Annotated in this window: 14 protein-coding genes; 8 read left to right on the plus strand and 6 right to left on the minus strand. The window is 41.4% G+C overall.

Translation table 11 applies throughout. The features are described 5' to 3' along the window. The first annotated feature begins 18 nt into the window (after positions 1–18). The 3 genes from lpxA (at position 19) to miaA (ending at position 2,377) form a co-directional block, all read left to right on the plus strand. Entirely contained in the window at positions 19–786 is a 768-nt protein-coding gene (gene lpxA, locus CJF29_RS18690) for an acyl-ACP--UDP-N-acetylglucosamine O-acyltransferase (protein WP_004304528.1), read from the plus strand. 21 nt (positions 787–807) lie between these two features. Beyond that, entirely contained in the window at positions 808–1,362 is a 555-nt protein-coding gene (locus CJF29_RS18695; protein ID WP_004304527.1) for an IS1096 element passenger TnpR family protein, read from the plus strand. Positions 1,363–1,477: 115 nt separating this feature from the next. Further along, on the plus strand, positions 1,478–2,377 hold the full coding sequence (miaA, locus tag CJF29_RS18700; protein ID WP_074636178.1) for a tRNA (adenosine(37)-N6)-dimethylallyltransferase MiaA: 900 nt from the start codon (positions 1,478–1,480) through the stop codon (positions 2,375–2,377). A gap of 48 nt (positions 2,378–2,425) precedes the next feature. On the opposite strand, the gene CJF29_RS18705 is transcribed toward miaA, so the two are convergent. The 3 genes from CJF29_RS18705 to CJF29_RS18715 all read right to left on the minus strand — a co-directional run bounded on the left by CJF29_RS18705 (position 2,426) and on the right by CJF29_RS18715 (position 4,888). Then, the gene (locus CJF29_RS18705; protein ID WP_099147378.1) at positions 2,426–4,054 is read right to left on the minus strand and encodes a M56 family metallopeptidase; all 1,629 of its coding nucleotides are present in this window, start codon (positions 4,052–4,054) and stop codon (positions 2,426–2,428) included. Positions 4,055–4,077: 23 nt separating this feature from the next. Continuing rightward, positions 4,078–4,446, minus strand: a complete 369-nt coding sequence (locus CJF29_RS18710; protein ID WP_074636174.1) for a BlaI/MecI/CopY family transcriptional regulator — start codon at positions 4,444–4,446, stop codon at positions 4,078–4,080. A gap of 139 nt (positions 4,447–4,585) precedes the next feature. Beyond that, positions 4,586–4,888: a hypothetical protein gene (locus CJF29_RS18715; protein ID WP_099147377.1), complete on the minus strand. Its 303-nt coding sequence runs from the start codon at positions 4,886–4,888 to the stop codon at positions 4,586–4,588. Positions 4,889–5,042: 154 nt separating this feature from the next. On the opposite strand from CJF29_RS18715, the gene CJF29_RS18720 reads away from it, so the two are divergent. The 3 genes from CJF29_RS18720 to CJF29_RS18730 all read left to right on the plus strand — a co-directional run bounded on the left by CJF29_RS18720 (position 5,043) and on the right by CJF29_RS18730 (position 9,283). Next, the gene (locus CJF29_RS18720) at positions 5,043–7,253 is read left to right on the plus strand and encodes a S9 family peptidase (protein WP_099147376.1); all 2,211 of its coding nucleotides are present in this window, start codon (positions 5,043–5,045) and stop codon (positions 7,251–7,253) included. Continuing rightward, positions 7,253–8,101, plus strand: coding sequence for a lipoyl synthase (lipA, locus tag CJF29_RS18725; RefSeq protein ID WP_009000501.1), 849 nt, complete (start codon positions 7,253–7,255; stop codon positions 8,099–8,101). The genes CJF29_RS18720 and lipA overlap by 1 nt, the downstream gene beginning before the upstream one ends. A gap of 63 nt (positions 8,102–8,164) precedes the next feature. After that, on the plus strand, positions 8,165–9,283 hold the full coding sequence (locus CJF29_RS18730; RefSeq protein ID WP_008650834.1) for a hypothetical protein: 1,119 nt from the start codon (positions 8,165–8,167) through the stop codon (positions 9,281–9,283). Here CJF29_RS18730 and CJF29_RS18735 read toward each other — a convergent pair. The 3 genes from CJF29_RS18735 to CJF29_RS18745 are packed head-to-tail and all read right to left on the minus strand — an operon-like array spanning position 9,249 to position 11,879. Next, positions 9,249–9,953, minus strand: coding sequence for an SAM-dependent methyltransferase (locus CJF29_RS18735; protein WP_004304520.1), 705 nt, complete (start codon positions 9,951–9,953; stop codon positions 9,249–9,251). The two genes, CJF29_RS18730 and CJF29_RS18735, sit on opposite strands and share 35 nt — an antisense overlap. 54 nt (positions 9,954–10,007) lie before the next feature. Further along, complete coding sequence (locus CJF29_RS18740) at positions 10,008–11,015, minus strand: hypothetical protein (protein ID WP_008650833.1); 1,008 nt, start codon at positions 11,013–11,015, stop codon at positions 10,008–10,010. A 6-nt stretch (positions 11,016–11,021) separates the two neighbouring features. Beyond that, positions 11,022–11,879: an enoyl-ACP reductase gene (locus CJF29_RS18745; protein WP_004301687.1), complete on the minus strand. Its 858-nt coding sequence runs from the start codon at positions 11,877–11,879 to the stop codon at positions 11,022–11,024. Between the two features lie 216 nt (positions 11,880–12,095). Between CJF29_RS18745 and CJF29_RS18750 the strand changes: the two genes are divergently transcribed. Further along, the gene (locus CJF29_RS18750) at positions 12,096–13,715 is read left to right on the plus strand and encodes a glycoside hydrolase family 28 protein (RefSeq protein WP_032848485.1); all 1,620 of its coding nucleotides are present in this window, start codon (positions 12,096–12,098) and stop codon (positions 13,713–13,715) included. A 164-nt stretch (positions 13,716–13,879) separates the two neighbouring features. Next, complete coding sequence (locus tag CJF29_RS18755) at positions 13,880–15,121, plus strand: DUF4861 domain-containing protein (RefSeq protein WP_004301684.1); 1,242 nt, start codon at positions 13,880–13,882, stop codon at positions 15,119–15,121. Positions 15,122–15,156: the final 35 nt, after the last annotated feature.

The raw sequence follows: 15,156 nt of genomic DNA on the forward strand, positions 1-15,156 counted from the left end.
AATTGATATATTAAAAGCATGATAAGTCCTTTAGCGTATATTCATCCCGAAGCTAAAATTGGGGAAAATGTAGAAATTGCGCCTTTCGTATTTATAGATAAGAACGTAGTTATCGGCGACAACAATAAAATTATGGCTAACGCCAATATTTTATATGGTTCACGTATTGGTAACAGAAACACTATTTTTCCGGGTGCCGTAATCGGAGCCATCCCGCAGGACCTTAAGTTTCGCGGTGAGGAATCGACAGCCGAAATCGGGGATAATAATCTGATTCGTGAAAATGTAACAATCAACCGTGGTACAGCAGCTAAAGGGCGCACGATTGTAGGAAATAACAATTTACTGATGGAGGGTGTACACGTAGCACACGACGCATTGGTTGGTAACGGATGTATCATCGGTAACTCTACCAAAATGGCAGGTGAAATCATCATTGATGATAATGCGATTGTCAGCGCTAATGTATTGATGCACCAATTCTGTCATGTAGGGAGTCATGTAATGATTCAGGGCGGATGCCGCTTCAGTAAAGATATTCCTCCTTACATCATCGCAGGACGCGAACCGATTGCTTTTAGTGGAATCAACATCATCGGCCTGCGTCGTCGTGGTTTTGCCAATGAAGTGATCGAAAGTATTCACAATGCATATCGTATCATTTATCAAAGTGGTTTAAACACGACAGAAGCATTGAAAAAAATAGAAGATGAATTTGAAAAAAGTCCGGAAATTGACTATATTATCGATTTCATCCGTAATTCAGAACGTGGTATCATTAAATAAACAGTTCAAAATAGTCATATTATGATATACAGATTTACTATCATATCTGATGAAGTTGACGATTTTGTCAGAGAAATACAAATTGATCCGGAAGCTACTTTTTATGACTTCCATGAAGCAATACTGAAATCAGTAGGGTACACAAACGACCAGATGACTTCTTTCTTTATCTGCGATGACGATTGGGAAAAAGGAAAAGAAGTAACCTTGGAAGAAATGGACGACAATCCGGAAATAGATAGCTGGGTAATGAAAGACACTACTATCAGTGAACTGGTAGAAGATGAAAAACAGAAACTGCTATATGTATTCGATTACATAACAGAACGTTGTTTCTTCATCGAACTATCCGAAATTATCACCGGAAAAGATATGGATGGCGCCAAATGTACCAAGAAATCAGGAGATGCTCCTAAACAAACGGTAGATTTTGAAGAAATGGCCGCTGCCAGCGGTTCTCTTGATCTGGATGAAAACTTCTATGGAGACCAAGATTTCGACATGGAAGACTTCGATCAGGAAGGATTCGACATAGGCGGCGACGCAAGTACTCCATACGAAGAAGAAAAATTCTAAGTATTAAATACTAGGTATTAGGTATTAATTGCTATGCAGCGCCAGGCAGTTAATACCTAATATTTTTTAGTTCCGCACACATCTTAATACTCAATACTTAATACTTAAAAGCCCAATGCCTACTCTCATCGTTCTTATAGGTCCTACAGGTGTAGGGAAAACGGAATTGAGCCTGCGCTTAGCAGAAACTTTTCAGACAAGTATTGTATCTGCCGATTCAAGACAGCTTTATGCCGAATTAAAAATAGGCACGGCAGCTCCTACTCCCGATCAACTTAAACGTGTCCCTCATCAATTGGTTGGTACACTCCACCTTACAGACTATTACAGCGCCGCCCAATATGAAATAGAAGCGTTGGAAATTCTCGAGAAATTATTTACGCAACACGAGGTCGTGATTCTCACAGGTGGCTCAATGATGTATGTAGATGCTATCTGTAAAGGTATCGACGATATTCCTACCGTTGATGCGGAAACCCGTCAACTCATGCTACAGAAATATGAGGAGGAAGGACTTGAACAACTCTGTGCAGAACTTCGCCTGCTAGATCCGGAATATTATCGGATAGTGGATCTAAAGAATCCCAAACGGGTAATTCATGCATTGGAAATTTGCTATATGACCGGACGCACTTATACCTCTTTTCGCACCCAACAAAAAAAGCAACGCCCTTTCCGCATTCTAAAAATCGGTCTGACTCGCGACCGGGAAGAGTTGTATGACCGTATTAACCGTCGGGTAGATCAGATGATGGAGGAAGGATTACTGGAAGAAGTACGCTCGGTACTTCCCTATCGCCACCTCAATTCGCTCAATACAGTAGGTTATAAAGAACTGTTCAAGTATCTGGATGGAGAATGGGAACTCCCCTTTGCCATAGATAAAATCAAGCAAAACTCCCGCATTTATTCGCGTAAACAGATGACTTGGTTCAAAAGAGATGAAGAAATACAATGGTTCCATCCGGAACAAGAAACGGAGATACTAGCGTACCTCCGTCAATTCTTATCATAATGTATTTTGACCGTATTTGAAAATAGAGAGTATTTTGAAAATCCACTGCTATTCTTCGGATACGGTTGTTTTTATTGTTGAAGTTACTGTATCATTCACAGTACGAATAGGAATCTGACGGACTTGATATTCCTCTTTTACTAAAAGATTCACTTCAATCACTCCATTCTTCCCCTTGTCACCATAAGCCGCCAAAGCATTCTTATCTTTCAATACAGATATACTTCTAATACGATCAGGAGATATATTTGCCAAAGGATCATCACCAAAAGCCTCTTTGCCATCAATAATAATCAAAGGCTTCCCTCCAGTAGCAGAATGAAACGTAACACCCCAATTCTTAGCCCCACTATTCAATGCGTCTAACCTTGTTTTATTAAGACTTCCTACTTCTATCTTTTTCGGTTTAAACTTCTTTTCCGAATATAGCTTTATATCCATCAATCCATCCTTGGCCTTTTCCCCATAAATCTTAATAGCCTTTTCAGCACCTATAACCGAGATACTCTCAATACGTTCCGGATTCAAAGCATTTACCACTTCATAATCCGACTCCTTCCCATTAATAATAACTAAAGGTTTTTCTTCACCTGAAACTTCCCGCACCGAAAGAGCCACCTTCTTTTCTCCAGATGTTAAGACAGAATCTTTCTTTTCTGCACGATACCCTACTACTATCACCTTATTTTTAGCAGTATCAGCCGGTTCCTTAACAACATTTTCTTCACTCTTTTTTTCTACAATTGCTGCCAAATCATTAACTTTGGCAACAGAAATCTCTTCCATTTTTTCAGAGATTTCAGGACGGGCAAAAGCAGTTACTGCAATAGCTGCCAACGGAAGTACATACAAATACTTCAACCGTGCCCACGGATTCGATTTTTCTTTTAACATCATAGTGATACGTTTTTTAAGTTTACTGTGATTAAAGCTGTTGGCCATAGAGTAGAGCCTTGTGCCAACAGCTTTTTTTATTAATAATAGTTGATATTCCTTCGCGTTTACACCCTCATTGATTACAGTCTCATCCGCTTCGTACTCATGAATATTCTGCAACTCCTGTTTCAACAACCATGCACCGGGATTGAACCATTGGAAAAAGATACAAATATCCGCCAATAACAAGTCAATAGAATGGCGGTGATGAATATGAGCCATTTCATGTATGAGAATTTCCCGCCCATTCTCTTCCAGATCTTTTTGACTAATCACAATATACTTCATCCAACTGAACGGAGCTATCTCATGATGGTGTACCACAAGCATAACCCCTTTCTCCAACTTCTCCTGTTTACCGGAATGTATCAACCGGAAAAGACTAATCAATGAATAAATACTCCGACAGGCAAGAAATAGAATACCTGCCAAATAGACCAGCAAAACAATCTGTATCCAGGACGCCACCGTTTCCTGCACTGCACCGGCTTCAACAGGGGTAGCTTCCAACTCTGCCATCAGTAGCAACTGCTCGATGGAAAGCATAGCCTGTTGCACCTCAACCTGATGCCGGGTAGTTACTTCGATACAAGGAATGAGTAATGAAAAGAACAACACTCCCAATAAAGCCATTCGATTGAAACGATGAAAAGTTTCCTTGCTAAGCAATAACCTGAAAAACAGGTAAAACAAAACAAGACAAACTGACGATTTTAATATATAAATGAAGAAAACTCCCATAGCATAGATTTTCGTTAAAAAGATTAGTGTTTCTTATCAGCCTGTTCCACTTCGTGAATGAGTTGTTTCAATTCATCCAGTGAAATATCTTCCTCCTTAACCAAAGAAGAAACAGCATTCAGATAAGAATTATTAAAATACTTGCTAATCACATTCCGCAACGTTCCTTTACGAAAATCCTCTTCACTGACTACGGGATAGTATTGATAAGTATTCCCAAAAGTATAGTGAGCTAAAAAGCCTTTTTCTTCCAGCCCACGCACAATCGTAGATAATGTATTAAAATGCGGCTTGGGCTCTTCATAGAAAACCAACATTTCTTTCACGAACAAGGGGCCTTTTTCCCAGAAAAAGCCCATGATTTCTTCTTCTTTTGCTGTTAATCCTTTCATATCTGCAACTTTGTTTGCTGCAAATAACGAAAAGTTTTAGTTCATAAACTAATTTATCTAGTTAAAGTAAACTAAAAGCTATAGTTAAGAAGAAAATCTTACTATTAAATACCTGTGAAGCAGAATTTATACTAATCCTTTAGCCCCACAGTTTATTCACAATAAAGTTGCCGATATAAAATAAGTCGCCCATAAAAACAATACTGAATACCAGAAAAGTGAAACAAGTACTCCACCGGGCTCCTCCATACTCTTCGCCGCGTTTGATACGGAGCAGGGAACTATGCAAACAATCACCTGCTATGAACAGCACAAACAAACTTGGTATCAAGTCACCCCACGATACCAACCACAGATTATCCCCCTTCCCCAACAGGAATGTCAATGCTACAGCCAATAAGAAGACAGAAGCATATTGCAAGTCTTTTCTTTTTGAATTCATAGTGGTAATGTTTAAAGTCCTTTTCACAAAGATATTGAATCTCACCCAATAATCCTTATCAAATCTATATAAAAATCGGTCAGGCTTTGTTGAATCTAAGTTTATTGTTACTTTTGCAAGTACGAATTAAAACCAAAACCGATTATAAAAGCAGATGAAAAAGATCAGCATCACTTTATTACTCTGCCTTCTCTGTCTGACCGGAATGGCACAAGGACAAAAGGCACTCGATTTAAAAGATATCACCTCCGGACGTTTCCGCCCGGAAAATATCCAGGGAGTAATCCCCATGCCTGATGGCGAACACTACACGCAGATGAACGCCGACGGCACGCAGATCATTAAATACTCTTTCAAAACAGGCGAGAAAGTAGAAGTGATTTTCGATGTAAGCACTACACGCGAATGTGACTTCAAGAACTTCGACAGTTACCAGTTCTCGCCCGACGGTCAGAAATTGCTAATTGCTACTAAAACGACACCTATATATAGGCATTCATACACAGCTGTACATTACATTTACCCTTTGAAACGAAATGATAAGGGCGTTACGACAAACAACATTATTGAACGGCTGTCTGACGGTGGACCTCAACAGGTCCCCGTCTTTTCTCCAGACGGTACAATGATTGCTTTTGTCCGCAACAATAACATATTTCTTGTTAAGCTGCTTTATGGCAACAGTGAAAGCCAGATTACGGAGGATGGCAAACAGAACTCTGTACTCAACGGCATCCCCGACTGGGTGTATGAAGAAGAGTTCGGTTTCGACCGTGCTTTGGAATTCAGCGCTGATAATACACTGATCGCTTTCATCCGCTTCGATGAGTCAGAAGTTCCCTCCTACTCTTTTCCGGTATTTGCCGGACAGGCACCCCGTATTGATGCCTTAAAAGATTATCCGGGTGAATATACCTACAAGTATCCGAAAGCCGGATACCCGAATTCGAAAGTAGAAGTACGCACGTATGACATCAAGTCACACGTCACCCGTACGATGAAACTCCCGCTGGATGCAGATGAATACATTCCACGCATCCGTTTCACAAAGGATGCCAACAAATTGGCTATCATGACATTAAACCGTCATCAAGACCGTTTCGATCTCTACTTTGCCGATCCTCGCTCAACACTTTGCAAACTAATGCTCCGTGATGAATCTCCTTATTACATAAAGGAGAATATTTTCGATAACATCCAGTTCTATCCCGAATATTTCAGCATGCTTAGCGAACGTGACGGTTACAGTCATCTCTATTGGTATAGCATGGGAGGTAACTTGATTAAAAAGGTTACTAACGGTAAGTTCGAAGTGAAAGATTTTCTGGGATATGATGAAGAAGATGGTTCTTTCTATTATACCAGCAACGAAGAGAGTCCTCTGCGCAAGGCTGTCTATAAAATAGATAAGAAAGGCAAAAAGACCAAATTGTCTCAACAGGCAGGAACCAATACGCCTCTCTTCAGCAAATCGATGAAGTATTATATGAACAAGTTCTCCAGCTTGGATACTCCTATGTTGGTTACCTTGAACGATAATTCAGGCAAAACGCTCAAAACGCTTATTACAAATGATGCGTTGAAGCAAACATTGTCCGGATATGCAGTACCACAAAAAGAGTTCTTTACTTTCCAGACTACAGATGGCGTGAAGTTGAACGGCTGGATGATGAAACCGGTTAGTTTCTCCGCATCCAAAAAATATCCGGTACTGATGTATCAATATAGTGGCCCGGGTTCCCAACAGGTATTGGATACTTGGGGAATCAGCTGGGAGACATACATGGCAAGCCTCGGTTATATCGTGGTATGTGTAGATGGTCGTGGCACTGGAGGCCGTGGAGAAGCTTTTGAGAAATGTACCTATTTGAAAATTGGCGTCAAAGAAGCCAAAGACCAGGTGGAAACAGCGCTTTACCTAGGCAAACAAACGTATGTGGACAAAGACCGCATCGGTATCTGGGGTTGGAGTTATGGCGGATACATGACTCTTATGAGCATGAGCGAAGGAACTCCCGTATTCAAAGCCGGAGTAGCAGTAGCCGCACCAACCGACTGGCGTTTCTATGATACGATTTACACCGAACGTTTCATGCGCACTCCCAAAGAAAATGCGGAAGGATATAAGGAATCATCAGCTTTCACCCGTGCCGACAAACTTCATGGAAACTTGTTGCTGGTACATGGTATGGCAGACGACAATGTTCACTTCCAGAACTGTGCAGAATATGCCGAGCAGTTAGTCCAGCTTGGAAAACAATTTGATATGCAAGTGTACACGAACCGTAATCATGGAATATATGGTGGCAACACCCGCCAACACTTGTACACACGGTTGACCAACTTCTTCTTGAACAACTTATAATGACGGATAGAGTACGTAAGCCCGAATGGCTGAAAATTAATATCGGTGCCAACGAACGATACACCGAAACAAAACGAATTGTCGACTCCCACTGCTTGCACACGATATGCAGCAGTGGGCGTTGCCCTAATATGGGGGAATGTTGGGGAAAAGGAACAGCCACCTTCATGATTGGCGGTGACATCTGCACGCGTAGCTGTAAATTTTGCAACACACAGACAGGACGTCCCCATCCGTTAGATGCAAACGAGCCTACCCATGTAGCAGAATCCATCGCACTGATGAAACTGGATCATGCCGTCATCACCTCTGTAGACCGGGATGATTTACCTGATTTGGGAGCAGAACATTGGGCACGTACCATCCGGGAAATAAAACGGTTGAATCCACAGACAACCATTGAAGTACTGATTCCGGATTTTCAAGGCAGAATGGAGTTGGTAGATTTAGTAATTGACGCCCGCCCCGACATCATATCACACAATATGGAAACTGTGCGCCGCATTAGTCCACTAGTCCGCAGTGCAGCAAATTATGATACAAGCTTACAGGTTATCAGACACATTTCCGAAAAGGGAGTCAAATCTAAAAGCGGCATAATGGTCGGACTGGGTGAAACTCCGGAGGAAGTCGAAACATTGATGGACGATCTGTTAGCAACCGGTTGCCAGATTCTTACCATAGGGCAATACCTGCAACCGAGTCATCGGCATTATCCCGTTGCGGCATACATCACTCCGCTGCAATTCGCGAAATATAAAACAGTTGGTTTAGAGAAAGGATTCAACATCGTAGAGAGTGCTCCCCTTGTTCGTTCCTCCTACCATGCAGAGAAACATATTCGTTAGCAAACAAAACACATACACTATTTGTTTTATAGATAGAACCGACAAATAAACATAAATATAGAGATGGATCATAAAGGAATACTTTCTTCCGCATTTAACATGTCGCTGGGTTTTATCCCCGTTATTATTTCCATTTTATTGTGTGAACTTATAACGCAAGACACGGCTATTTACATCGGTACAGGTATAGGTATTATAGGAATATACCTTTCTTATCGACGTAAAGGATTGTTAATTCCTAATTTTATCCTCTATATAGCGACCGGAGTGCTGGCACTATTATCCGTAGCAGCTCTCATTCCTGGTGATTATGTTCCCCCCGGTGCGCTCCCGCTTACTCTGGAAGTCAGTATTCTCATTCCAATGCTAAGTCTTTATATGCATAAGAAAAGGTTTATCAACCACTTCTTAAAACAGATAGGTTCTTGCAACAAACGTTTATATGCTCAGGGAGCAGAAGCCGCCGTTGTATCTGCTCGCATTGCCTTGATTTTCGGAATACTGCATTTTATTATAATCAGCATCACCGTCATTTTCCAAAACCCACTAAGTAAGACAAGTCTGTTTGTACTCTATAAAGTGTTACCTCCTACTGTCTTTCTTATGAGCATCCTGTTCAACCAGATCGCTATCCGTTTCTTCAATCACCTAATGTCTCACACAGAATATGTTCCTATTGTGAATACCAAAGGAGACGTGATCGGGAAAACCCCTGCGATAGAAGCTGTTAATTATAAGAACGCATACATCAATCCGGTGATAAGAATTGCCATATCCACTCATGGAATGCTGTTCCTTTGCGACAGACCGTCAACAGCCATTTTGGACAAAGGAAAAGTGGACATTCCCATGGAATGTTATCTCCGATATGGAGAATCTTTAGAGGCGGGTGCCACCCGTTTGATTAACAATGCTTTCCCGCACGAAAAAGATATCAAGCCAGAGTTCAATATCGTTTATCACTTTGAGAATGAAGTAACCAATCGTCTTATCTACTTATTCATCGTTGATATCAAGGATGATTCCATCCTTTGTACCCCTCGCTTTAAGAACAGTAAGCTATGGAGCTTCAAACAGATAGAGGAAAACTTGGGAAAAGGCTTCTTCAGTAGCTGTTTCGAAGATGAATATGAACACCTAAAAGACGTTATTTATATAAGAGAAAAATACAGGGAATCTTAGACAATTCAGGCACATGTCCCTTCCAGTCCTTCACAGTACGCGTCTGTATATACTCTCCTTCACATGTAATATCGGCAGCAATACAAAGCTTTGTTTGAGGACGACAGTTTAACAAAATATCTTCTATCATCTTATGATTCCGGTAAGGCGTCTCAATGAAAAGTTGTGTCTGATTTTCAGCATACACACGCTGCTCCAATGTTTTCAGTTTCTTGGCACGTTCCCCCGGTTCAATCGGCAGATAACCATGAAACGCAAAGCTCTGCCCGTTAAAGCCCGAAGCCATCACGGAAAGAATAATTGAAGAGGGTCCAACCAAAGGAACTACCTTCAGTTTTTTACGTTGTGCGATGGCAACCACATCCGCTCCCGGATCAGCTACCGCCGGACAACCGGCTTCGGAGATAACTCCCATTGAAGCTCCGCCTACCAAAGGTTGCAGATAACCGGAAATATCTTCAGGTGAAGTATGTTTGTTCAACGGATAAAATGTCAACGCATCAATATCAATCTCCCGGTCCACCTTTTTCAGGAAACGACGGGCAGAACGAACATCTTCGACTATAAAATACCGGATACCGGAAATAATTTCCTTATTATAAGAAGGCAACACCTTTTCAATAGGTGTATCGCCTAAAGTCACGGGCAACAAATAAAGGGCAGTTTCCACTTATTAAATTGAGAATTGAAAATTAAAAATTGAGAAATAAGAAAGAGAAACGATTCAGGAAGCCAGGTAGTTAGATTCACTTAACATTTCGTGGTAATCAGTAAATTCCAGAAGATCTTTCAGCTTCATATCCTTATGCTTTTTCATGTAAGAAGCAATGATTCTTGCTCCCATCCATGTACCTATCAATGCCGGAGCTTGAGCACCCAACATATCAACAGCAGGAGCAGGCTTCATATAATAGCGGATCACCATCGGGTCACGAGCATGCAGATGATCGTTGGTACAGATATAATTCCATATCTCCTTTTCATTATCCTTGCACCAGTCGCTTTCCTCCTTAGAATACCCCATTGCTTCACCAATATCACTATATCCCAATAAGTTTTGCACTACGTAATTGATCTTCCCCGTATGCATCATCAAGTCAATCAAACAAGTACCCTCATGATAGTTCATTCCATAACGGCTCAAAAGATAAAAAGCAAAACAATCCGGCACAATCCGTTCCGGACGCATCGAGCGACATTGATAATCGTAATAGAAACGCTTATAAAGAGGATAATCTTCCCCCATATATTTATCAAGACTGATTCCCAATAAAGAATCCACTAAAATAATAGATTCGTTGAAAGCGGATACTTGCGAATAGATAAACGGCACTTTCGTATCAGGCACTTCCTTTTTCAGTTTCCGAAATCCTTTGCTAAGTCCTTTTTCCACTTCATCCAGATTAGGATATTTTGCTTCTACATCGCTAAGCAAACGAACCAAAGTCGTATCCGAATAGAATTTTTGCAGACGTTGCGAGATGGTATCATCTTTCACTGTACCGATAGACAATACATCCTCAATCAGGATTTTCGTCGGCATACGGTAGTCCATCGTCAACTTCTGCATAGCAGAAAAACTGTTGGAGCGAACATATTCGCTCAACAGCTTATCATATCTCAGAACAGAAATCTCTTCTTCCTTCTGCTCCGTACCCTTTCCTGTGCTTATCCCGCAGGAGGCGAAAAGCATACTCATTAAAATAATAAGAAGAGAGATCCGTAGTTTCATATTTTTTTATCCGTAAATGATGTTACCATTTTCGTCCATATACTCATCGAGTCCTTTCTCGTAAGTAGCCATGGCACGAAGACTCATACCTACACTGGAGAATCCACCGTCATGGAATAAGTTCTGCATAGTTACCTTACGGGTAAGATCGGAGAACATCACGATGCAATAATCGGCACATTCGTCAGCCGTAGCATTTCCGAGAGGAGACATACGGTTGGAGAAATCAAACAGTTTATCCATACCCTTCACGCCCGAACCGGCAGTAGTAAATGTAGGAGACTGCGAGATAGTATTCACACGTACGCTATGTTCGCGTCCGTAGATGTAACCAAAGCTACGTGCAATAGATTCCAGCAATGCCTTTGCATCTGCCATATCATTGTAGCCGTAGAAAGTACGCTGCGCGGCCACGTAGCTCAAAGCAACGATAGAACCGTAATCAGCAATAGCGTTCAATTTCTTGGCCGACTGAATCATTTTATGGAATGAAACAGCTGAAATATCCAATGTCTTATCCAACATTCCATAGTCAAGGTCATCGTAAGTACGTTTTTTGCGCACGTTGGGAGACATACCGATAGAGTGGAGTACAAAATCAATTTGTCCACCCAGTATATCCATGGAGGTCTTGAATACATTTTGCAAATCTTCTACACTGGTGGCATCTGCCGGAATAACCTGGCAATTTAATTTCTGGGCCAAAGCGTCGACTTCTCCCATACGGATAGCCATCGGAGTATTTGATAATGTAATAGTTGCACCTTCTTCTACGGCACGCTCTGCTACTTTCCAGGCAATAGACTGATCGTTCAAAGCACCGAAGATAATACCTCTTTTTCCTTTCAACAAGTTATAACTCATATCTTTTAATAGTTAAATTTTGTGCAAAGATAGGAACTTTCTGCATAAAAACACGAGAAGTGTGCAAATAATAGACAGAAATGACAAAAAATACACGTAATCTATCAATTAGTCCACATCGCCTTAGGCTTTCCCACCTATCTTTGCAATCGATAATTAAGAGGTTTTTTCAAGAAAAACAATAGATGTATAACCCTATAGAAATTAAGTTACTAAATGAACACATTGACAAAAAGACTCTTCTGGATGGCCGTATGCTGTTTACCGTTTATCTCATCGGGATGTAAACAAAGCGAGACTGCTGTAAAAGAAAGCTCAATCAGTGACGCTCTTTACCAGAATTTACCTTTTGAAATGCCGAAAGTACAGCAACCGGTTTTCCCTGCTTACGAAGTAAACATTGAGAAATTCGGAGCCAAAGGAGACGGTCTGTTCCTGAATACCAAAGCTATCAACGATGCTATTAAAGACGTGAATCAACGCGGAGGGGGTAAAGTGATTATCCCGGAAGGTGTCTGGTTGACTGGTCCGATCGAGCTGTTGAGCAATGTAAATCTATATACGGAACAAAATGCGCTCGTACTTTTTACTGGTGATTTTGAAGCATATCCTATCATTGCCACTTCTTTCGAAGGACTCGAGACTCGTCGTTGCCAATCGCCGATTTCAGCACGCAATGCAGAAAATATAGCTATCACCGGACATGGTACATTTGACGGAAACGGTGACTGCTGGCGTCCGGTAAAAAAAGGAAAGCTGACTGCTTCACAATGGAAAAAGCTGGTAAACTCGGGAGGTGTTCTCGACGAGAAACAAGAGATATGGTATCCCACTGCCGGCTCACTGAAAGGTGCAATGGCTTGCAAAGACTTCAATGTCCCCGAAGGTATCAACACAGATGAAGAATGGGCAGAAATCCGTCCGTGGTTGCGTCCGGTGTTGTTAAGCATCGTCAAAAGCAAGAAGGTGCTGTTGGAAGGAGTTACTTTCAAAAACTCACCAAGCTGGTGTCTGCACCCCTTGTCTTGCGAAGATTTCACAGTAAATAATATCATGGTCATCAACCCCTGGTATTCTCAAAACGGTGATGCTATCGACTTGGAATCTTGTAAAAACGCTCTGATTATCAATAGTGTGTTTGATGCGGGAGATGATGCCATCTGTATCAAATCCGGTAAAGACGAAGATGGACGCCGTCGTGGAGAACCTTGCCAGAACGTTATCGTGAAAAACAATACAGTATTGCACGGACATGGTGGATTCGTGGTAGGTAGTGAAATGTCCGGCGGTGTGAAGAATATCTATGTAGAGGACTGCACATTTATGGGTACAGATGTAGGTTTACGTTTCAAGAGTACCCGCGGACGTGGCGGTGTGGTAGAAAACATCTACATTAACAATATCAATATGATTAATATTCCGAATGAACCCTTATTGTTCGACTTGTTCTACGGTGGAAAAGGTGCCGGTGAAGAATCGGAAGAAGATCTGTTGAGCCGTATGAAAACTGCCATTCCTCCGGTGACAGAAGAAACACCTGCTTTCCGCAATATTCATATTTCCAATATTGTTTGCAGAGGTTCGGGACGTGCCATGTTCTTCAACGGACTGCCGGAAATGCCCATCAGCAATATTACCGTTAAAAACGTTGTGATGACGGAAGCTGCGGATGGAGTTGTTATCAGTCAGGTAGACGGAGTTACTTTGGAAAATATTTATGTAGAATCTTCTAAAGGTAACAATATATTAAACGTTAAGAATGCCAAGAATCTGACTATAGACGGAAAGGTATATGAGGAATTAGGTGCAAAAGAGGAGATTTTAAGTCTCAAATAAAAACTCATTGCCATTCTGTGATGCAAAATAGAAACCACAATATCATTATATAGAGTAAAAAGCTCAAATAGCAGACTATAATCTCCTCAAAAGAGACACAGTCTGCTATTTTTTCTGCTATTTTTGCAAGGAGAAATACGACGTATAATTTCAGCCTTAGAAACATGAAGAAGAATCTTTTTATTATTACTTTCTTTTTAGGAGCTTTCAGCCTGTCTGCCCAAACGCAGAAACAGGAGAAAACCATCACAGTTGAAGTACAAAACAACTGGAATCAGCCCAAAGCGGATGCTCCGGTTGTTATCAATCTACATGAGTTGCACGCTGGTTTCAAAGTAAAATCAGCCGTTGTCATGGAAGGAAGGAAGGAAATTCCTTCGCAGTTGGACGATTTGAACCGGGACCGCAAGATGGACGAACTGGTCTTTGTTGCCGATCTTCCTGCCCATGGTAGAAAAACATTTCAGGTTACACTTTCTTCGGAAAAGAGTACAAAGACTTATCCTGAACGAGTTTATGCCGATATGTTTATTGTAGACAACAAGAAAGGTAAACATCAACGGGTACAGGCTATCACCGTTCCCGGCACTAGCAATATATACAGCATGGTACGTCCTCACGGTCCGGTTTTGGAATCGGAACTGGTAGGATACCGTCTTTATTTCAATGAAAAACAGACACCGGATATTTACGGCAAGTTCAACAAAGGACTGGAAATCAAAGAATCGCAGTTCTATCCGACGGATGAGCAGTTAGCTAAAGGATTCGGAGATGACGTACTTCGCGTGTTCGACAGTTGCGGACCGGGTGCATTGAAAGGTTGGGACGGACAAAAGGCAACCCATATTACTCCAGTGGACACTCGTACAGAACGTATCGTCTCTTATGGACCGGTACGTGTAATTGCAGAAATAGAAGTAACCGGATGGAAATATCAGGACCAGGAACTGAATATGATGACACGCTACACGCTTTATGCCGGACATCGCGATCTTCATATCGAAGCATTCTTTGACGAACCGCTCGATAAAGAAATTTTCTGCACAGGTGTGCAAGACATCGTAGGTACTTCCAAATCTTTCTCCGATCATAAAGGACTCGTAGGAAGTTGGGGAACGGACTGGCCGGTAAACGATACCGTAAAATATGCTAAAGAAACTGTAGGGCTGGGCACTTGTATTCCCCAACGTTATGTAAAATCGGAAGAAAAGGATAAAGCCAACTTCCTTTATACAATTACCGCCCCGGGAAATAAATATTTCCAGTATCACACGACTTTCACCTCGATGAAAGAGACATTCGGATATAAAACGCCGGAAGCATGGTTTGCTCATCTCCGCGAATGGAAAGAAGAGCTGGCTCATCCGGTGACAGTGAGAATAAAAGATAACCGCCCCAATAAATAGGGTAGAAACAAATACAACTAAACAAAAATTACGAG

Source organism: Bacteroides celer (genome assembly GCF_002632415.2).
Taxonomy (GTDB): Bacteria; Bacteroidota; Bacteroidia; order Bacteroidales; family Bacteroidaceae; genus Bacteroides.